The organism is Tateyamaria sp. (assembly GCF_039945315.1).
Lineage (GTDB): Bacteria > Pseudomonadota > Alphaproteobacteria > Rhodobacterales > Rhodobacteraceae > Tateyamaria.
Window position 1 is genome coordinate 151849 of record NZ_JBDUXB010000006.1, and the last position, 19211, is coordinate 171059.

At 59.0% G+C, this 19211-nt stretch carries 14 protein-coding genes and 1 pseudogene; 6 read left to right on the forward strand and 9 right to left on the reverse strand.

Annotated features, from left to right (window positions below):
• The first annotated feature begins 40 nt into the window (after positions 1–40).
• Entirely contained in the window at positions 41–3502 is a 3462-nt protein-coding gene (gene mfd, locus ABJD00_RS02780; protein ID WP_413829280.1) for a transcription-repair coupling factor, read from the forward strand.
• Here the strand turns inward: mfd and hflX are convergent.
• From hflX to trkA, 4 genes are all read right to left on the reverse strand, one after another.
• Positions 3499–4773, reverse strand: a complete 1275-nt coding sequence (gene hflX, locus ABJD00_RS02785) for a GTPase HflX (protein WP_413829281.1) — start codon at positions 4771–4773, stop codon at positions 3499–3501. The two genes, mfd and hflX, sit on opposite strands and share 4 nt — an antisense overlap.
• Positions 4770–5009 (reverse strand): RNA chaperone Hfq, encoded by a 240-nt coding sequence (gene hfq / locus ABJD00_RS02790; RefSeq protein ID WP_007119530.1) that lies wholly within the window; start codon positions 5007–5009, stop codon positions 4770–4772. The genes hflX and hfq overlap by 4 nt, the downstream gene beginning before the upstream one ends.
• 129 nt (positions 5010–5138) lie before the next feature.
• On the reverse strand, positions 5139–6686 hold the full coding sequence (locus tag ABJD00_RS02795) for a TrkH family potassium uptake protein (RefSeq protein ID WP_413829282.1): 1548 nt from the start codon (positions 6684–6686) through the stop codon (positions 5139–5141).
• Positions 6686–8062, reverse strand: a complete 1377-nt coding sequence (trkA, locus tag ABJD00_RS02800) for a Trk system potassium transporter TrkA (protein WP_413829283.1) — start codon at positions 8060–8062, stop codon at positions 6686–6688. The genes ABJD00_RS02795 and trkA overlap by 1 nt, the downstream gene beginning before the upstream one ends.
• A 148-nt stretch (positions 8063–8210) precedes the next feature.
• Between trkA and ABJD00_RS02805 the strand changes: the two genes are divergently transcribed.
• The gene (locus ABJD00_RS02805) at positions 8211–8672 is read left to right on the forward strand and encodes a hypothetical protein (protein WP_413829284.1); all 462 of its coding nucleotides are present in this window, start codon (positions 8211–8213) and stop codon (positions 8670–8672) included.
• Positions 8673–8675: 3 nt separating this feature from the next.
• The gene (locus ABJD00_RS02810; RefSeq protein WP_413829285.1) at positions 8676–9683 is read left to right on the forward strand and encodes an ester cyclase; all 1008 of its coding nucleotides are present in this window, start codon (positions 8676–8678) and stop codon (positions 9681–9683) included.
• Between the two features lie 49 nt (positions 9684–9732).
• On the opposite strand, the gene ABJD00_RS02815 is transcribed toward ABJD00_RS02810, so the two are convergent.
• From ABJD00_RS02815 to dusB, 5 genes are all read right to left on the reverse strand, one after another.
• Entirely contained in the window at positions 9733–11151 is a 1419-nt protein-coding gene (locus tag ABJD00_RS02815) for a sigma-54-dependent transcriptional regulator (protein ID WP_413829286.1), read from the reverse strand.
• Positions 11148–13358: an ATP-binding protein gene (locus ABJD00_RS02820; protein ID WP_413829639.1), complete on the reverse strand. Its 2211-nt coding sequence runs from the start codon at positions 13356–13358 to the stop codon at positions 11148–11150. The genes ABJD00_RS02815 and ABJD00_RS02820 overlap by 4 nt, the downstream gene beginning before the upstream one ends.
• A gap of 131 nt (positions 13359–13489) precedes the next feature.
• Positions 13490–14851, reverse strand: a complete 1362-nt coding sequence (locus ABJD00_RS02825) for a response regulator (protein WP_413829287.1) — start codon at positions 14849–14851, stop codon at positions 13490–13492.
• A gap of 3 nt (positions 14852–14854) precedes the next feature.
• Positions 14855–15943, reverse strand: coding sequence for a two-component system sensor histidine kinase NtrB (locus ABJD00_RS02830; RefSeq protein WP_413829288.1), 1089 nt, complete (start codon positions 15941–15943; stop codon positions 14855–14857).
• Entirely contained in the window at positions 15940–16926 is a 987-nt protein-coding gene (gene dusB, locus ABJD00_RS02835; protein ID WP_413829289.1) for a tRNA dihydrouridine synthase DusB, read from the reverse strand. The genes ABJD00_RS02830 and dusB overlap by 4 nt, the downstream gene beginning before the upstream one ends.
• A gap of 178 nt (positions 16927–17104) precedes the next feature.
• Between dusB and ABJD00_RS02840 the strand changes: the two are divergent.
• The 3 genes and pseudogenes from ABJD00_RS02840 (at position 17105) to ABJD00_RS02850 (ending at position 19200) form a co-directional block, all read left to right on the forward strand.
• A pseudogene (locus tag ABJD00_RS02840) lies at positions 17105–18239 on the forward strand (bifunctional 2-C-methyl-D-erythritol 4-phosphate cytidylyltransferase/2-C-methyl-D-erythritol 2,4-cyclodiphosphate synthase).
• The gene (locus ABJD00_RS02845; protein WP_413829290.1) at positions 18236–18730 is read left to right on the forward strand and encodes a phosphatidylglycerophosphatase A; all 495 of its coding nucleotides are present in this window, start codon (positions 18236–18238) and stop codon (positions 18728–18730) included. The pseudogene ABJD00_RS02840 and the gene ABJD00_RS02845 overlap by 4 nt, the downstream one beginning before the upstream one ends.
• Positions 18727–19200 carry a CinA family protein gene (locus tag ABJD00_RS02850; RefSeq protein WP_413829291.1) on the forward strand — a complete coding sequence of 158 codons (474 nt, stop codon included), beginning with the start codon at positions 18727–18729 and terminating at the stop codon, positions 19198–19200. Before ABJD00_RS02845 ends, ABJD00_RS02850 begins: the two co-directional genes overlap by 4 nt.
• Positions 19201–19211: the final 11 nt, after the last annotated feature.

A 19211-nucleotide genomic window follows, 5' to 3' on the forward strand; every position in this document is an offset into this window, starting at 1 on the left:
CCCCAATTGAAGGCGCTCGCTTTCATTACCGCCCGAGCCCATGAGCCAGCCAGACCACATCACCGTTTCCGGCGCCCCAGAGGGCTTTGACGCCAAGCTGATTTTGGACGAAGTCGCAGCGCGTAGCCCGGTTGTGCACGTGGCGCGCGACGACAAGCGGCTGGCGGCCATGCAGGGGGCGTTGCGCTTCTTTGCTCCAGATATGCCTGTGTTGGTCTTTCCTGGGTGGGACTGTCTGCCTTACGACCGCGTGTCGCCCAATGCCGATATCTCGGCGCAGCGGATGGCCACGCTGGCCGCGCTGACCCACGGGATGCCGGACAAGTTCGTGTTGCTGACAACCATCAACGCCGCCAGTCAACGGGTGCCGGCACGCGATCTGCTACGCGAGGCTGCGTTTTCTGCCCGTGTGGGTGGTCGTGTGGATGAGGCGGCGTTGCGCAATTTCCTTGTGCGCATGGGATTTGTGCAAAGCCCAACGGTGATGGAGCCCGGCGACTATGCGGTGCGCGGCGGCATCATCGACATCTATCCGCCGGGCGATCTGGGTCCTGTGCGTCTTGATCTCTTTGGCGATGTTCTGGACGGCGCGCGCCGTTTTGATCCGGCAACGCAGCGCACCACCGAAAAGCTGGACGTGGTGGAACTAGCGCCTGTGTCCGAAGTGATCCTCGACGAGGCTGCTGTCACGCGGTTCCGCCAGTCTTACCGGCTGGAGTTTGGCGCGGCAGGCACGGACGACCCGCTGTATGAGGCGATCAGCGCGGGGCGCAAACATCAGGGGGCCGAACACTGGCTGGCCTTTTTCCATGACCGCCTTGAGACGCTGTTTGACTACCTGCCGGATGCCTCGATCTCACTCGATGATCAGGTGACACCGACCCGGCTCGCCCGTTGGGACAGCATCGCGGATCAGTACGAAACCCGCCGATTGGCGATGGCGCACCGGTCCAAGATGGATTCAGTCTATAAACCCGCGCCACCCGAGGGGCTGTATCTAGACGATACCGCATGGGAGGCGGCGGTCACCGACAAACGCGTGTTGCAATTCAGTGCACTGCCGCAAGCCACCGGGCTGGGCGTCACAGACGCAGGTGGTCGGATCGGGCGCAACTTCTCACCCGAACGCCAGCAGGAATCACTGAGCCTTTTTGGGGCTTTGGCGGATCATATTAAGGCTAAAATGGATGCTGGTCCGGTCGTTGTTGCGAGCTATTCCGACGGGGCACGCGAACGCCTGACAGGCCTAATTGAGGATGAGGGACTGGCTGAAGTGATCCCCATCACCGACGCAACCCGCATTGGCAAACGCGGGCTGCATCTGGTCGTCTGGGGGCTGGAACACGGATTTGAGGCACCCGGCCTGACCGTCATCAGTGAACAGGACGTGCTGGGCGACCGCCTGATCCGCGCGCCCAAACGCAAGCGGCGGGCCGAGAACTTCCTGACCGAGACGCAATCCCTGTCGCCCGGCGATCTGGTGGTGCATGTCGATCACGGCATCGGGCGCTATCAGGGCATGGAAGTTGTCACTGCCGCCGGAGCCGCGCATGAATGCCTGCTGCTGGAATATGCCGAGCGCTCCAAACTGTACCTGCCGGTTGAAAACATCGAACTGTTGTCCAAATACGGCCATGAAGAAGGGTTGCTGGACCGCTTGGGCGGAGGCGCATGGCAGTCCAAAAAGGCCAAACTCAAGGAACGCATCCGCGAGATGGCCGACAAGCTGATCCGCATCGCCGCCGAACGCGCGTTGCGAAAAGCGCCCGTCCTCGAACCCCCGCCCGGCATGTGGGACGCATTTTCGGCCCGCTTTCCCTACGATGAAACCGACGACCAATTGACGGCCATCGGCAATGTGATTGACGATCTGACCAGCGGCGCGCCGATGGATCGCCTGATCTGCGGCGATGTCGGCTTTGGCAAGACCGAAGTGGCGATGCGCGCTGCCTTTGTTGCGGCGATGTCTGGCGTGCAGGTGGCCGTGATCGCGCCCACGACGCTTTTGGCCCGCCAGCACTACAAGAGCTTTGCAGAACGCTTTCGCGGCTTCCCGATCAACGTGCGCCAACTCAGCCGGTTTGTGTCTGCCAAAGACGCAAACGACGCACGCGACGCCATGGCCAAGGGCACATGCGACATAGTTGTGGGCACCCATGCGCTGCTCGCCAAGGGCGTGAAGTTCATGAACCTCGGCCTGCTTGTCATTGATGAAGAACAGAAATTCGGCGTCACCCACAAGGAACGGCTGAAACAGATGCGAAGTGATGTGCATGTGCTGACCCTTACCGCAACGCCTATTCCGCGCACCCTGCAACTCTCGCTGACGGGAGTGCGCGATCTTTCGATCATCGGCACGCCACCAGTCGACCGTCTTGCTATCCGCACTTACGTCTCTGAATTCGACACGGTGACGATCCGCGAAGCCCTGCTGCGCGAACACTATCGCGGCGGGCAGTCGTTTTACGTGGTCCCGCGCATCTCTGACCTGCCCGAGATCGAGGCGTTCCTGAAGGATCAGTTGCCCGAACTCACCTACGTCGTAGCCCATGGGCAGATGGCCGCCGGAGAGTTGGATGATCGTATGAACGCCTTTTATGACGGCAAGTATGACGTGCTTCTGGCCACAACAATCGTGGAGTCCGGCCTCGACATACCCACCGCTAACACGATGATCGTGCACCGGGCCGACATGTTCGGGCTTGCCCAGCTTTACCAGATCCGCGGGCGTGTGGGACGCTCCAAAACCCGCGCCTATGCGTATCTCACCACAAAGCCGCGCGCCAAACTCACCGCCACGGCCGAAAAACGGCTGCGCGTGCTGGGAAGCCTCGACACGCTTGGGGCCGGGTTCACGCTGGCCTCGCAAGACCTCGATATTCGCGGTGCGGGCAACCTTCTGGGCGAAGAACAATCGGGCCAGATGCGTGACGTGGGCTTCGAGTTGTACCAATCCATGCTCGAAGAGGCGATTGCCAAGATCAAGTCCGGGCAGATGGAGGGCCTGAGCGAAGAAGACGGCCAGTGGGCGCCGCAGATTAACCTTGGCGTGCCTGTCCTGATCCCCGAAGCTTACGTGCCCGATCTGGACGTGCGGCTTGGATTGTACCGCCGTCTCAGTGGGTTGAGCACCAAAGTTGAACTTGAAGGCTTTGCCGCAGAACTGATCGACCGCTTTGGCGAGTTGCCCAAAGAGGTGAACACGCTCATGCTGGTCGTGCGCATCAAAGCGATGTGCAAACGAGCCGGAATTGCCAAACTGGATGGTGGGCCCAAAGGCGCGACAGTGCAGTTCCATAACGACAAGTTTGCCTCACCCGAAGGGCTCGTGACCTTCATTCAGGATCAACGCGGATTGGCCAAGGTCAAGGACAACAAGATCGTTGTGCGCCGTGACTGGAAAAAGGACAGCGACAAGATCAAAGGCGCCTTTGCCATCGCGCGCGATCTGGCCGAAAAGGTGATCGAAGCCAAAAAGAAGAAGAAAGCGAAGGCAGGCTAAAGCCCGTCAAACCGCGCCTTTTGCATCGCGCTCCAGCGAACGTGGAATTCGAAACCGTCCTCGCTCTGACGTTCCGCTTCGACCACATCCTGCTCAAACAGCCATGCCCGTTTGCGCCCGTCAGCATAAGGTAAATGCAGCGTCTCGGCCGTGACAGTGGCCCGCAAGACCTCCGCCACGTGATCCAACAACGGCGCGATCCCCTCGCCCGTCAAGGCCGAGATTGCAAACACATTTTCCTCTCGGGCAGCACGTGCGCGCGCCGCGTCCGCCAGATCATCCGGCAGCGCATCCAGCTTGTTCCACACCTCGATCTGCGTGCGTTTTTCATCCACGCCCAGATCGTTGAGGATGGCCGCCACGTCCTCGGCCTGCGCTTCGGTCTCGGGGTGCGAGATGTCGCGGACATGCACGATGATGTCTGCGGCCAGCACCTCTTCCAGCGTGGCGCGGAAGGAGGCGACGAGTTCGGTGGGCAGATCTGAGATAAACCCAACGGTGTCCGACAGGATCACCTCGGGGCCAGAGTCGAGCTCGACCCGTCTCATCGTTGGGTCAAGCGTGGCAAAGAGCATGTCTTTGGCCATGACCTGTGCGCCCGTCAGGCGGTTAAACAGGGTCGACTTTCCCGCGTTGGTGTACCCGACAAGAGCCACAATGGGGTACGGGACCTTGGCGCGCGCGGCGCGGTGCAGGCTGCGGGTTTTGACCACCTTGTCCAATTGACGACGCAGCCGCACCAGTTGGATGTCAATCGCGCGTCGATCCGCCTCGATCTGCGTCTCACCGGGGCCACCGACGAACCCAAGGCCACCACGCTGCCGTTCAAGGTGGGTCCAGGCCCGGACCAGCCGCGTGCGTTGATAGCTGAGTGCGGCCATCTCGACTTGCAGCACCCCTTCGCGCGTGGCCGCACGATCGGAGAAGATTTCAAGGATCAGGCCAGTGCGGTCGAGCAATTTGACCTTCCAAGCCTTTTCCAAGTTGCGCTGCTGCACAGGCGTCACCGCCCCATCCACCAGAACCAGCTCAATCTCATTGTCTTTGAGATGGGCTGCGATCTCGTCAATCTTGCCGCTGCCAAACAACAGACCCGCTCGGGCCCGCGGCAGCCGCGCAATCTCTGACCCGACCACATCCAGTTCCGGCAGAGCATGAGCCAGCGAAACAGCTTCAGCCAGCGCAAGAGAGGCCTCGCGCCGGTCCAGATCGGATTTGATTTCGGGATGGATCACCCACGCGCGGGTGACATCAGGTGCGGTTTCGCTCAAGAGGCGTCTTCGCCCTCATACAAACTGATCGGCTGGCTTGGCATGATGGTCGAAATCGCATGCTTGTAGACAAGCTGGCTTTGACCGTCACGGCGCAACAACACGCAGAAGTTGTCAAACCAAGTGATAACGCCTTGCAATTTCACACCATTAATCAGGAAAATTGTCACGGGCACCTTGGTCTTGCGCACGTGATTCAGGAATGCATCCTGCAAATTCTGTCTGTCCGAAGCCATCTCAGGTTCGCCCTTTTTTCTTGCTTGGCCTGCGGATCAGACCGTCCCTCAAGACTTGAGTATGTCGTGGGGTCACAGAAGATTCCACCCCAAAAAACAGTCCGTTACGGACCTGTTGCAAGGGCTCGCCTACCCGCGCCACAAATCCGGTGTCAAAAGAGCGATGATGGCCAACATCTCAAGGCGTCCCAACACCATGGCTGCGACAAAAACGCCCTTGGCTGTCCCGCTTAGTTCAGCCAGTGAAATCGGCGCCCCGGCGGCCACCTCCAGCAACGGCCCGGTTGTGGAAAGACCCGCGACCACAATCACAAGGCTAGTCTCAAAGGCAACACCCGTGGCGGTCAGTGCAATCGTCAGAAACGCAAGGCTGAGCGCGAACAACATAAAGAAGATCCAGGCGATAAACGCCCCACCCTTTTGCAAGCGCCGCCCCATAGGATTGCCGCCGCTGACAGAAGATGGGTGCACCAACCGCTCCATTTCGCGCAGGCCATTGAGGTAGAGCGCGAAGACCCGCAGCAATTTGACGCCGCCGGCCGTTGTGGCGACCCCGCCACCAATGACGGCCAGCCCCATGAACAACAATCCCGGCGTGCCAAGACCCGACCACGCCTGCGCCTCTCCCCAGTTGGCCGAGATAAATCCAGTCGTGGTGAGAAAGGACAAAACCGTAAACGCACTGCCCCAAAACGCACGGGCCGCGCCCTGTAGGTCGTCTTCGGCGTTCACGTCGAACGCGCCCAGATAATGGCGAAAGAACAAAACCAACGGGACAACTATGACCAGCGCGATACCGATCCGAAATTCCGGGTCGGTGCGCAACCCTCCTGTGTCGGACGTCACTGTGTCGGTCGAAAAGGTCAGCCGTGACAAGGCAAACAGCATGAACAGCATCATCACCGCCTCACCCGTAATGCCCGAGTTTGCCCCCGTGAGCCCCCCGACCGGTGAGATGCCAGAGGTCGCCATGATCGACATCGCGTGACACAGCGCCACCAGCCCCGTATCCCCGCCAACCGCCAGCAATATCCACAACAAAACCGTCAGACCGAAATAGATGGGGATCAGAACGGTGCTGACTTTTGTGATGCGCACACGCACTTCCGGCGCGGACATGGTCGTGTCACGGGTCTGCATACGCCCGGGTTCGGCCCGTGCTGTCACCTCGAACCCGCCAAGGTTCAGAGGGGCCAATATGGCAGAGGCCGCAATCCACATCAGCAAACCACCCATCCACGCCACCTGCGCACGCCACAGATGCAGCGTCCCATTCAGCCGCTCAGGGTCATCGAACATCGTGGCCCCGGTGGTGGTGATCGCACTGACCATTTCGACATAGGCGTTCAGAAAGGTGGTTGTACCCAGTCCTTCGTAGAAAGGGACTGCCAGCAACAAGGGCAGAAAGACAAAGGCGCACAAAAGCGACATGAGCGGACCGAGGCTCCCATGGCGTGGATCGCGCCCCGCATGGGCCAGTCCAATCATGGCAAAGGCACTTACGCCGAGGATGGCTGTGTAAAGAAAGGCGCGCGCGGCCTCCAGATCTCGTGCCACGCCGCCGTAGACTGCAGGCAACATCATTGACGCCGAGAACACGCCAACCAGCAGCAAAAACAGCGGCAAACGCAGAATGTTTGCCCCGATACGCGATGGCTGTCGTGCGGGTAGTTGCATCAGAAAAAGTCGATGGAGACCTGCATCAGGCGCTCCACCTCGGGCACATCCTTGGCCAGCGCAAACAGCGCAATCACATCACCTTCGTCAATGCGGGTGTTGCCGACCGGACGCGTGACCTTGTCCCCTTTACGGATCGAGCCGACAAGTACACCTTCGGGAAAGTCTATCTCGTTTATCTTTTGACCAGCCATCGGAGAGGTCGACAGCACCTCAGCTTCAATCACTTCGGCTTCGGCATCTCCAATGGAGTAGACAGAACGCACACGCCCATGACGGATGTGGCGCAGGATCGAACTGACGGTGGTTGCGCGCGGGTTGATGTAGGCGTCAATGCCCAGTGGCCCCATCATCGGCACCAGTGTTGGGTCGTTGATCAGCGCAATTGCATAAGGGCAGCCTTCGGCCTTGGCACGTACGGCCGCCAGCATGTTGGTCTTGTCATCATCCGTCACCGCGAGCATCGCATCGGCCCTCGCCACGCCCGCCTCGGACAGCAACGCCACATCCAGACCGTCGCCATGCAACACGATTGTGCGCTCTAGCGCTTCGGCGGCCAGTTCCGCGCAACGGCGGTTGCGTTCGATCATCTTGGTGCGCACCCGGTTGGTGCGTTTTTCTAGAGCGCGGGCCACTGCTAGACCCACGTTGCCGCCACCGACGACCACAAGACGCTCTTGCTTGGTCATTGTCTTGCCAAACACTTCCATCGTGCGCGGCACGTCATCCACATGGGAAAAGATGTAGGTCTCATCCCCCGGAAGCAGATGGTCACCGGCCTCCGGCGCGAACAGCGTGCCTTCACGGCGAACTCCCACTACAACCACGCGCAGCGTGGAAAATAGATCGGTGAGTTGGCGCAAAGGTGTGTTCACCACTGGGCAGTCCTGATCCAATGAAATGCCCAGCAGTTGGGCCTGCCCGTCGATAAACATCTCCGTGTCAAAGGCGGCTGGCGCGCTGAGGCGCTGCAAGGCGGCGGCCGCCACTTCTCGTTCGGGGCTGATCACCACGTCGATCGGCATGTGATCGCGCCGGAACAGGTCAGAATAAATCGCTGTCAGATAAGCCTGAGAACGCAGGCGTGCGATCTTGCGATTGATGCCAAAGACCGAGTGCGCCACCTGACAGGTGACCATGTTGACCTCATCTGAATAGGTGGCCGCGATGATCATATCCGCATCCCGCGCACCGGCTCGGTCCAGCACATCGGGATAACTGGCAAAGCCCGCAATCCCCTGAACGTCCAGTGTGTCCGTGGCACGTCGCACAAGGTCGGGATCACTGTCGACCACGGTGACATCGTTGCGCTCACCTGACAAATGGCGCGCAATTTGCCAGCCAACCTGACCTGCCCCGCAGATAATGACCTTCATACGTATCCCCGGTGTTTGGGCCCGCTCGAGGCCCTTTTTCATCCGTTTGCATGACAGAGCGGGCGTTTCCGGTCAACGGTTGCAAACGTGTGCAAAAATCAGCGAATTACGATTGTAAACGCACAAGTCTTCGGCCAGAGTCGCTCACATGCGTGCTCAGTTGGTTGCCATCGCCCTTGTTTGTTTGACCGGTTGTCTCCCGGTTTCAACCTACTATGCGGAAGGGGTGACAGCTGCCCAGTTTACCCGCGACAACACAAATTGCGACGTACAAGCCTTGCGCGACGCGCCTGTGGCAAACCAAACGCGCCAAACTGCCCCCCGGTACATTCCGCGACGCGCCTGTGACGCACGAGGCAATTGTTACAATCGGGGCGGATATTGGGTGCCGGGAGAGATCTATACCGTCGACGTGAACGCAAGTTTGCGCGCGCGCGTAAAAGGGTTGTACATGAGTGATCGCGGCTACTCCCCGGTCGAGTTGCCCACCTGCCCGCGCGGTGTGGCCGAGGTCGCTCCACCCGGCCCCTCGCTCGTTTTGCCACGCCTGAATTCCAATAGCTGTGCCATCAAAACTGACGGCGGCCTCCGGATCGTGACCCAAGGATAACCAATGATCGACTTTTCCCATGCCAAGGCCTGCGTGCAGGCCCATCACGCGGCCATGGCCGGTGCAACTTCTGAAACGGTCACAAGGGCCCTAAGCCAGCACATGGCGCCAGAAGCCACATGGCGGGGCATGCATCCGTTTCATGTTCAGAACGGTCCACAGTCAGTGGCGGAGGTGTTCTGGACCCCTTTCCTGCAAGCCATGTCGCGGGTGCAACGGCGCGAGGATGTGTTTTTCGCCGGTGACAACTATTTGGAGTCAGGCGGTAGATGGGTAGCCTCTATGGGCCACTTCATGGCGCTGTTTGACGCGCCGTTTCTCGGCATTCAGCCCACCGGCAAGATCGTCATGGTCCGATATGCGGAGTTTTCGCGCGTTGAGAATGACCAGATCGTCGAACAGGCCTTGTTCATCGATCTGCTGCACCTGATGGCACAAGTGGGTCAGTATCCGCTGCCTGACATGACCGCGGCACAACTGGTCCAGCCTGGCCCGATGACCCACGACGGGCTGCTACGTGATGCACAGGACACAAATGAGAGCGCCAAGACTCTCGCCCTGATCGAACGCATGATCGGCGCGATCGACAATGCCAACAAGGCAGAAAACCCACCTACCCCGCAAGAAGAACTGGCCGAAGACTGGATGGATGACATGGTCTGGTGGGGACCTACGGGGATCGGTGCGACTTATACCATCGACCGCTACATTCAGCAGCATCAGCAACCATTTCGCACCCAACTGGGTGCGCGCCAGTTCAACGGGCACATTTGCCGCATGGCCGAAGGAAACTATGGCGGCTTCTTTGGTTGGGCCAACCTGACGATGGAATGCACAGGGCCTTACCTGGGACTGCCACCATCAGGGAAATGGGCGGATATGCGGGTGGTCGATATTTACCGGCGTGATGGGGACAAACTGGCTGAAAACTGGGTCTTCATCGACATGCTGCATTTCCTGAACATGCAGGGGCTAGACGTGCTCGCACAGCTTTCGATACGGGCTCGCTAGACGTCGCTTGATGCCACAGAAAATGGGCCGAAACCGTGTCGGTGTCCGGTTAGCTGGCTTCGGCGTCCTGCTCTTCTTCATCCAGATGCGCCACGCGGGCCCCAGCCTTTGACGACGTGACCACGCCCAGCGACTTCAGCTTGCGGTGCAGGGCAGATCGCTCCATCCCGACAAAATTCGCCGTCCGGCTGATATTTCCGCCAAAGCGATTGATCTGGGTCAGAAGGTACTCCCGCTCAAACGCCTCGCGTGCCTCACGCAATGGCAGAGTGGCCAGCGCGCCCGATAGCACCACCCGCCCGTCTTCGTTGCTCGGCTCTTCGGACCCGGGCAACTCACGGGCCTCAATTGGCCCTGTCCCATCCCCAAGGATCAGGACGCGTTCCACCATGTTCTTCAACTGCCGCACATTGCCGGGCCACACCATGGTTTGCAAAAGAGCCGCGGCATCTTCGCTCAAATCGCGTTTGGGCAGGCCTTGGGCGCTGTTGCATTCCTCAATGAAGTGCGCAGCCAGCAGCGGAATGTCCTCGCGCCGCTCTTCAAGGCTCGGAACGGGAATTGGGACCACATTTAACCGATGGTAAAGTTCCTCGCGGAAAGTGCCTGCCGCAATCTCTTGTTCCAGATCGCGGTTGGTGGACGAGATCACGCGCAGATCGACGCGCACCTTGTCATTGCCGCCTACCCGTTGGAATTGCTGGTCGACCAGAACACGCAGGATTTTGGATTGAGTACCGATGGGCATATCAGCCACTTCGTCGAAATAGATTACGCCACCATGGGCCTGTTCTAGCAGCCCCTTTTCCAGACCCCGATCCGTTGATTCACGGCCAAACAACATGTCTTCCATGTTCTCTGGTTCGACCCCGGCACAGTTGACTGTGATAAACGGCGACTGAGCTCGGCCCGATTTGGCATGAATGTAGCGCGCCGCCAATTCCTTGCCTGCCCCCGCCGGGCCTGACAGCATCACGCGGCCATTCGACTTGGTCACTTTGTCCAGCTGCGAAATAAGACCGCGGAAGCTGGCCGAGGCGCCAACCATCGTGGATTGCGCGGCCTCAGGGCGGCGCAGACTGGAGTTTTCACGGCGCAGACGAGACGTTTCCATCGCGCGCCGGATCACCACCAGTAACTGATCAATGTTAAAGGGCTTTTCGATGAAATCGTAAGCGCCCTGCTTGATCGCGGCGACGGCAATCTCGATGTTGCCATGGCCCGAAATTATGACGACTGGTACATCCGGGTTGTCACGCTTCACTGCCTTCAGGATATCGATCCCGTCCATCTGGCTGTCCTTCAACCAGATATCGAGGATCATCAGCGCCGGAGGTTCGGAGTTGACCTCAGCCATCGCGTCATCCGAGTTCCCCGCAAGCCGCGTCTTATACCCTTCATCCTTCAGAATATCCGAAATCAGCTCTCGAATGTCGCGCTCGTCATCAACGATCAGAATATCGCTCATACCACCTGCTCCTGCTCAAATTGTGCCAGGACATCGTTAGGCAGTGTCACCACCGCCATGGCCCCGGAATGGGTTTGGCCCTCAAACAGGGCCGCATCATCGAGGGTCAGTGTGCCCCCGTGTTCTTCAATGATCTTCTTAACGATGGGCAGGCCAAGGCCTGTGCCCTCGTCGCGTGTCGTTACGTAAGGTTCGAAAAGGCGCGCGCGGTCAGCGGGCAGTCCGATGCCGTTATCGGATATTTTCACTTCCGCACCCAACGCGCCAAGAGACATTGCGACTTCGATCTGACGCGAATGCCCTTCCGGCGCTTTGCCTTTTTCATACAAGTTATCAATCGCTTCGCCCGCGTTCTTAATCAGATTGGTCAGCGCCTGAGACAGCATCGTCGCATCGACATCGACCAGTATGGGCTCTGTCGGAAGGTCAGCCGTAATCTTGACACCGGGCTGACCGGACTGCTGCAGGACCACTGCGTCTCGCACTATGGACACCAGATCATGAGTCTGACGATCTGGCTCCGGCATGCGGGCGAATTTGGAAAACTCATCCACGATCCGGCGCAGATCACCCGTTTGGCGGACAATCACATCCGTCATCTGTTCCAGACTATCGCTGTCCTCACCCAGCTTAGGGGCAAATTTCCGTTTGATCCGTTCCGCGCTCAACTGGATCGGGGTCAGCGGATTCTTGATCTCATGCGCGATACGGCGGGCAACGTCGCCCCACGCAGCCATGCGCTGCGCGCTCAACAGATCCGTCACATCATCAAAGGCGACCACGTATCCTTCAAGCCGACCGTCATCCCGCCGCCGTTTAGCGATCCGGACCAACAGATTCTCAAGACGTCCGCCGCGTGTCACTTTGACTTCGCCCTGAACCACTTCCTGTTTGCTGGCACGAACCAGTGCAAACAGGGCCGCAAACTCTGGCACTGCAACAGACAGCGGCGCGGATTCATGATCATCCCGCCATCCCAGAAGGCGCGAACCCGACCGGTTCACAAAGGTCACCCGCCCCATGGCATCCAGTCCAATGACGCCCGACGTCACCGATCCAAGTACGGAATCAAACAACCGCTCGCGTCGCTCAATTTGCTGCGTGTTGTCCAGCAAGGTCTTGCGCTGAGCTTTGAGTTGTTTTGTCATCTGGTTGAAGTACCTGCTGAGCATTGCGATTTCGTCATCGCCCATCTCTTCGCGCACCTGAACATCCAAATCACCCGCGCCAACCCGTTGCGCCGCACCCGTCAAACGACCCACCGGGCCAGAGAGGCGTTCGGCGAACCAAAGCCCCAGCCAGATCGCCGCCAGAATAAGGATAACAGCAAAGCCGAGATACAGAATGCCGTATTGAAACAGCACCTTGCCCCGTTCACTTTCCAACTGCTGATAAAGACGCACAGTTTCCTGCGTTTCGTCGAGTAGTGAAAGAATTTCCCCATCTACTTCACGACTGACGTACAACAACCTGTCCACATAGCTTGCCAATGGCACCAACGCGCGGAATTCATTGTTGGGCCAGTCCTGAATGCCTATGCCGCCCGCGGCAATGGCTGCGCTAATTTCGTCGGCGGAAGGGCGCTCGAAATCAAAAAGGTAGGAACGATTACCGCGTGCGCGCATCTCTCCAGTGCCGTCGATCATGTACGCTTCGCGCAGGCCACGCTGCACTTGCACCTGCCCCTCGCTCAGCACCTCTCGGTCGCCGACCGTCTGTTGGCCGCGAATGGTGTCGATGTAACGCGCAAGAGCGCGGGCGTCAGTGATCAGATCTTCGCGCTGCTCGGTATCATAAGCTTGGGCCGCCGCCAGTGACGCACTGACAACGCGGCTGACGCGATCTGAAAACCAACCCTCAAGTCCAATATTCACGGTCAGCCCCGCAAACACAGCCACAGTGACTGTGGGGATAAGCGCCATCACAGCAAACACGCCAGTCAGCCGCAAGTGGAGTCGAGATCCTGCGGATTTTGCCCGCCGCGCCGCAATCAGACGCGCGATTTGAGACAGGACAAGGGCCGCCACAACCAGCACATAAACAAGGTCGGCCAGCAAAACGAGGCGCAGAGCAAGTGCGCTTGCCCCTTGATCGAGAGGTCCGAGGACAAGATACGTGACCAACGCCAGCACGGGCCCAAGAACCACAAGCCCAAGCGTCGCTGCATTGCGATAGCGTTTGCGGCGGTAAAGACGGCTAAACGTCAGCCACAAACTGGTACGTGTCCCGGATGCCACTTGGCATGACCTCGATGATGTGGCGCCAATGGCACCTAACCGCTAAATCCATTGATCTGCTGCACCATTGCGGCGCAGATGCCACTGGTTGTGTGGCAGTATTACATCAATTTGCGACGCCGTGTCACCTCTATATCGAGGTCCGTGATCTTCTTGCGCAGTGTATTGCGGTTAATCCCAAGCAGATCGGCACATTTAGCCTGATTTCCGCCTGTCGCATCCAGCGCTATTTCGATCAGAGGAATTTCAACTTCGCGCAGGATTCGCTGATACAGGCCGGGGGGCGGCAGCATGTTGCCGTGTAGGTCAAAATAGCGTTTGAGGTGGCGCGCCACAGACGCGCCCAGCTTTTCCGTATCGCCTGCACTGCGGATCGGCTCCAGCTCTGGCTGACTGCCAAGCACCTGCTCCACCTCCGGCGCAGTGATCTCAACTGCTCGACTGGTCAGACCCAACCGGCGCACCGCGTTTTCCAGCTGGCGCACGTTTCCAGGCCAGCTGTAGGTGCGGAAAATTTCGGCTGCTGCTTCGGACAGGACGCGCGGAGCCTGTCCCGACTTTTCACCACGGACTAGAAAATGGTCGGCCAGCAACGGGATATCATCGACGCGTTCACGCAAGGCAGGCACGTTTAGCGTGGCCCCAGACAGACGGTAATAGAGGTCCTTGCGTACGCGCCCTGCCTCCATCGCCGCCGTCAGATCCGATTGGCTGGTCGCCAGAAACCGCGGAACATATTCGCCAGGGGTGTCCATCATCCGCACAATGCGGGCCTGTAGTTCTTCAGGAATATCGCCAATCTCATCGATCAACAGCGTACCACCCTTGACCCGCGCCAGCACCCGTGCAGGTCCCTCAAGGTCCTGCAGATCAGCGGCGGTAGCAGTGAAAAATGGCAGCGAGCGACGGTCGGAAAAATCATGAATTGCGCGTGCAATCAGAGACTTACCTGTTCCGCTTTCACCCCAGATCAGCACTGGCAAATCCGTGTTCATCACCCGTGCGACAACCCGATAGAGCGCCTGCATGATCGCCGTGCGTCCCACCAACGGCAACTCGTCCGGGCGCTCATCCTCAGACACGCGGGCCGGGCTCTGCGCTTTCATCTCCAGCGCCTTGGCGGTGCGTTTCATCAGGTCGGGCAAATCGAACGGCTTGGGCAGATAATCGTAGGCCTCCGCCTCTGCCGCCTGGATCGCCGTCATGATCGTGTTCTGCGCGGAAATCACGATCACAGGCAGACCAGGGCGATCTAGGCTGATTTTGGGCAGCATTTCGAGGCCATTGCCGTCGGGCATCATGACATCGGAAATGACGACGTCGCCTTTGCCCTCACCCACCCAACGCATCAAAGTGGTAAGGGAAGACGTCGCATGCACCTTACACCCGGCGCGAGTCAGCGCTTGGGTCAGAACAGTGCGGATCGTGCGATCGTCATCGGCAACAAGTACGGTTCCATCCATGGATCAGTCCTCTTTTCCTGCAGTGGGTATGGCGGATTTGGGCGCGCGTGGCAGCGACAGGCGAAACACGGTTTGACCCGGCACAGAGGTAACGGAAATCCAGCCCCCGTGATCCGAAATGATTTTTGAGACCAGCGCGAGGCCAAGGCCCGTGCCGTTTTCCTTGCCCGAGACAAACGGGTCAAAGATATCCGCAGCAATGCCGTCTGGCAGACCGGGGCCATTGTCGATGATCTCGATCTGCAATGGCAGCGATTGGCCTGTCCCATCCGCGCGACGCAAACGGAAGGAATGCTCGAAATAGCTGTGCAAGCGTATCTTGCCGCCCTTTTGGGCCGCGGCCTCGGATGCATTCTTGAGCAGGTTCAGCACCACTTGGAGCAGTTGATCCGGATCACCAAACGCCAGTGGCAAAGAGGGATCATAATCCTCAATGATCTGCATGTGCGCACCAAAGCCAAGCAAAGCAGAGCGACGGGCGCGATCCAAAACATCGTGGATATTCACGGGGCGCAGGTCTGGGGGAGACAGGTTGCCAAATTGCTCAACCTGTTCCAGCAGCTTCACAATGCGGCGGGATTCCTCGACGATAAGATCAGTAAGTTCAAGATCTTCAGCACCCAAGTTCATGCTAAGAAGCTGCGCTGCGCCGGTGATACCGGCGAGCGGGTTTTTGATTTCGTGCGCCAGCATCTCGGCCATCCCGATCGCCGATTTGGCTGCAGACTTCACCGAATTGCTTTGCGTCATGCGACCGGCCAGCTCGCGCGGGGAGATCATCAGCACCATATGGTCCGAAGCGCCGACCAGAGGCGCGATCTGCAAGGCACATTGCAATGGAGCGCGCTGGCCAGAGCCGACGTCAACGTCATTTACAAAAAGTGGCGTTCCATTCTTACGCGCCCTAGCGAGGCTTTCCTCAAGCGGGGCATCAACAGCAAGCTGATCCCAAAGAGGCGCACCCCGCATTGTCTTGGCGGAGACATTAAAGAACCCTTCAGCAGCCGAATTGATGTCCACAATGTCGTCGTTGGGTCCGATCACAATTGTGGGCACCGGCAAAGAGGCCCAGAGGTCTCCAACAGTGGTCATGCCGCCACCTGCCCGGCATCCGCCATCAACGCATCCGGCAATAGCGCCAAAACCTCTTTTGCCGATTTCGCCGTCAGCACGGACCGCCGCGCATCAGCACCTGTTTTGGCTATGTCCATAAACCAACCCAGATGTTTCCGCGCTACACGCAGGCCCAAAACTTCACCATAAAAGGCCAGCATTGATTCATAATGTCCGATCACAAGGTCAACAAATGCGGCCGCCTTCGGAACCTCTGGCGCAGGCGTGCCATAAAGTGCATGGGCCACTTCAGCGAGTAGCCAGGGGCGCCCTTGCGCACCTCGTCCGATCATCACGCCATCGCAACCCGACTGGCGTAAGGCGGTGGCAGCACTGTCGGCATCAACAATATCGCCGTTGGCAATCACGGGAATGCTAACGGCCTCTTTGACCGCGCGAATAGCGGCCCAATCTGCACGTCCCTTGTAAAACTGGCATCGTGTGCGCCCATGGATCACGATCTGCTTTATTCCTGCGGACTCGGCGCGCGCCGCAATCTCGGGCGCATTCATCATTGCATCGTCCCAGCCAAGTCGTGTTTTCAATGTCACCGGAATGTCGACCGACCGCACCACCGCCTCGATAAGTGTCAACGCATGGTCCGGATCGCGCATCAACGCAGAGCCGGAATAGCCTTGGGTGACCTTTTTGGCGGGGCACCCCATGTTGATGTCGATCACTTGTGCACCCTGCCCGGCGACCATTTTGGCGGCCTCCGCCATGGGTGCAGCCTCGCGCCCGGCAAGCTGTACCGCCGTGCTGCCAACACCGATCCCGAGCTCTGCTTTTTCGCGGCTGCCGGGGCGTGCGTTCAGCATGTCATGACTGGCCACCATCTCAGACACAACCATCCCTGCCCCGAACCGTGCCACGAGGGCGCGAAACGGAAGGTCGGTGATCCCGGCCATTGGGGCCAACATCATTGGGGGTGTCATATCTAGGGGGCCAAGGGCCGTGGACATTGCCTAATCCTTGTGCGGTCAACTTGAGCTATAGCAGCGCCAACGCATTCTCAATGCGGCCAAAGCCATTCAGTGCCACCACTTAGCGCATCTGCACATTATTTAGGCACATTTGCTGAGCATGGACAGTACCTGTCATAGCACCTAGAGATTTTAGCATGGTTTTAATGAGCGAAAGATGAGCAAGGCCGCAGCAGTCATCGTGGCTGCCGGGCGCGGGGTCCGCGCCGGTGGAACAGAGCCCAAGCAATGGCAGAACCTATGTGGAAAGCCAGTGCTGGCCCACACTTTGGCTGCGTTCCAGAGCCATCCAAGCATAGAGCAAGTTGTACTTGTTCTACACGCCGATGACGCACAGCGGGCCAATCCCTATCTGAATGCAAATACGATCACTGTGACCGGTGGCAACGACCGAACAGCGTCCGTCAAAAATGGACTGGCCGCGGTCACTGATGCCCCCTTGGTCCTGATCCACGACGTTGCGCGTCCTTTGATCACTCACGCCCTGATCTCGCGGGTGATCGACTCCTTGGGCCAGCAAACCGGCGCGGCTCCGGCACTCGCAGTGACGGACGCCCTATGGACTGGGTCCGAAGGCCACGTCACAGGGACAATGGACCGCTCGGGCCTTTATCGCGCGCAAACACCGCAAGGGTTTGATCTGGAATCAATTATCGCCGCACATGCAGCCCACCCCGGAGGTGCTGCCGACGATGTCCAAGTGGCGCGCGCCTATGGGCTGGACGTTGCCATCGTGCCGGGAGATGAAGACAATCTAAAGATCACCCATGCGGAAGATTTCGCGCGGGCCGATCAAATATTGCGAGGACGTGATGGACATTAGACTGGGCAATGGATTTGACGTGCACGCCTTTGGCCCCGGCGACCACGTCACGCTGTGTGGCGTCAATATCCCTCACAGTCACGGCCTCGTTGGCCATTCGGATGCTGATGTGGGTATGCACACGGTGACGGACGCCATCTATGGCGCGCTGGCAAAAGGTGACATTGGCCAGCATTTTCCGCCCTCTGATCCGCAATGGAAAGGCGCTGAAAGCCATATTTTCCTAACCCATGCGGTCAATCTGGCCCGGGACATGGGGTTCGAAATTTCCAACATTGACTGCACCGTGATCTGTGAGTTCCCCAAGGTCGGGCCGCATTCCGACCGTATGCGCAGCGTCATGGCCGATATCATGGAGCTGAAAGAGGCGCGCGTTTCGGTTAAGGCCACCACGTCCGAACGGCTCGGTTTTACCGGTCGGGGCGAAGGGATCGCCTGCATCGCCACAGCCGCGCTGGTGCGCCCATGATCGCGCATCTGATCGGAACGGTGGGTGGCGCTGGTCATCTGCGTCCTGCCCCCGGCACATGGGGGTCGGCCGTTGCCTTGCCATTGGGCTGGGGCCTCCACGCTCTCGGTGGTTTTCCCTTGCTTTTGGTGGCTGGATTTGTGGCTTTTGCCCTTGGATGGTGGGCCACCATCCAAATGACGGCTGGCAAAACAGATCACGACCCATCCGAGATCGTTATTGACGAAGTGGTCGGCCAGTGGATCGCACTTGCTCCACTCAGCTATGCGGCGTGGGACCGTGGGATGGATATTCTGGTGATGTGGCCCGGCTGGATCGCGGCTTTTGCTTTGTTTCGGCTCTTTGACATCTGGAAACCGCTTTGGGTCGGGCGCGCAGACCGGCGCGGCGATGCGCTGGGGGTGATGCTGGATGATGTGATTGCGGGTGTGTTTGCCGCCATGGGTGTGGTGGTACTTGCGGTCCTTGTGCATGAACTGGTGTTAAGATGAGCCTTTCCACGCAAGTTCTTGATGCAGCAAAAGAACGTGCGGTCATGATTGCTACCGCAGAAAGCTGTACAGGGGGCATGGTGGCCGCTGCGTTGACGGACATACCCGGCTCGTCGGACGTGGTCGAACGCGGTTTTGTCACCTACACGAACCAAGCCAAGATTGATATGCTAGGTGTCTCCCCGGCGACACTCGACACGCATGGTGCTGTTAGCGAAGAAGTTGCGCGCGAGATGGCCGCAGGCGCACTGACACGCGCGCCTGTTGACCTGACGGTTTCTATCACCGGCATCGCAGGCCCCGGCGGGTCCGAATTCAAACCAGAAGGGCGCGTGTGTTTCGGGATTGCAGACAAAACTGGCGTCGTCAGCGAAACCGTCGAGTTTGGTGCGCCAGGTCGTGCAGTCGTACGTGCGGCAGCCAAGGATCACGCGCTGACACTTTTGCTGAAACGACTGCAATCCCTTTAGGGAAACGCGCC

Bases quoted from the DNA above. Each gene is read 5' to 3' on its own strand.
- mfd (WP_413829280.1), top strand. From the start codon at position 41: ATGAGCCAGCCAGACCACATCACCGTTTCCGGCGCCCCAGAGGGCTTT.
- hfq (WP_007119530.1), bottom strand. From the start codon at position 5,009: ATGGCTTCGGACAGACAGAATTTGCAGGATGCATTCCTGAATCACGTG.
- ABJD00_RS02795 (WP_413829282.1), bottom strand. From the start codon at position 6,686: ATGCAACTACCCGCACGACAGCCATCGCGTATCGGGGCAAACATTCTG.
- trkA (WP_413829283.1), bottom strand. From the start codon at position 8,062: ATGAAGGTCATTATCTGCGGGGCAGGTCAGGTTGGCTGGCAAATTGCG.
- ABJD00_RS02805 (WP_413829284.1), top strand. From the start codon at position 8,211: ATGCGTGCTCAGTTGGTTGCCATCGCCCTTGTTTGTTTGACCGGTTGT.
- ABJD00_RS02810 (WP_413829285.1), top strand. From the start codon at position 8,676: ATGATCGACTTTTCCCATGCCAAGGCCTGCGTGCAGGCCCATCACGCG.
- ABJD00_RS02815 (WP_413829286.1), bottom strand. From the start codon at position 11,151: ATGAGCGATATTCTGATCGTTGATGACGAGCGCGACATTCGAGAGCTG.
- ABJD00_RS02825 (WP_413829287.1), bottom strand. From the start codon at position 14,851: ATGGATGGAACCGTACTTGTTGCCGATGACGATCGCACGATCCGCACT.
- ABJD00_RS02830 (WP_413829288.1), bottom strand. From the start codon at position 15,943: ATGACCACTGTTGGAGACCTCTGGGCCTCTTTGCCGGTGCCCACAATT.
- dusB (WP_413829289.1), bottom strand. From the start codon at position 16,926: ATGTCCACGGCCCTTGGCCCCCTAGATATGACACCCCCAATGATGTTG.
- ABJD00_RS02845 (WP_413829290.1), top strand. From the start codon at position 18,236: ATGATCGCGCATCTGATCGGAACGGTGGGTGGCGCTGGTCATCTGCGT.
- ABJD00_RS02850 (WP_413829291.1), top strand. From the start codon at position 18,727: ATGAGCCTTTCCACGCAAGTTCTTGATGCAGCAAAAGAACGTGCGGTC.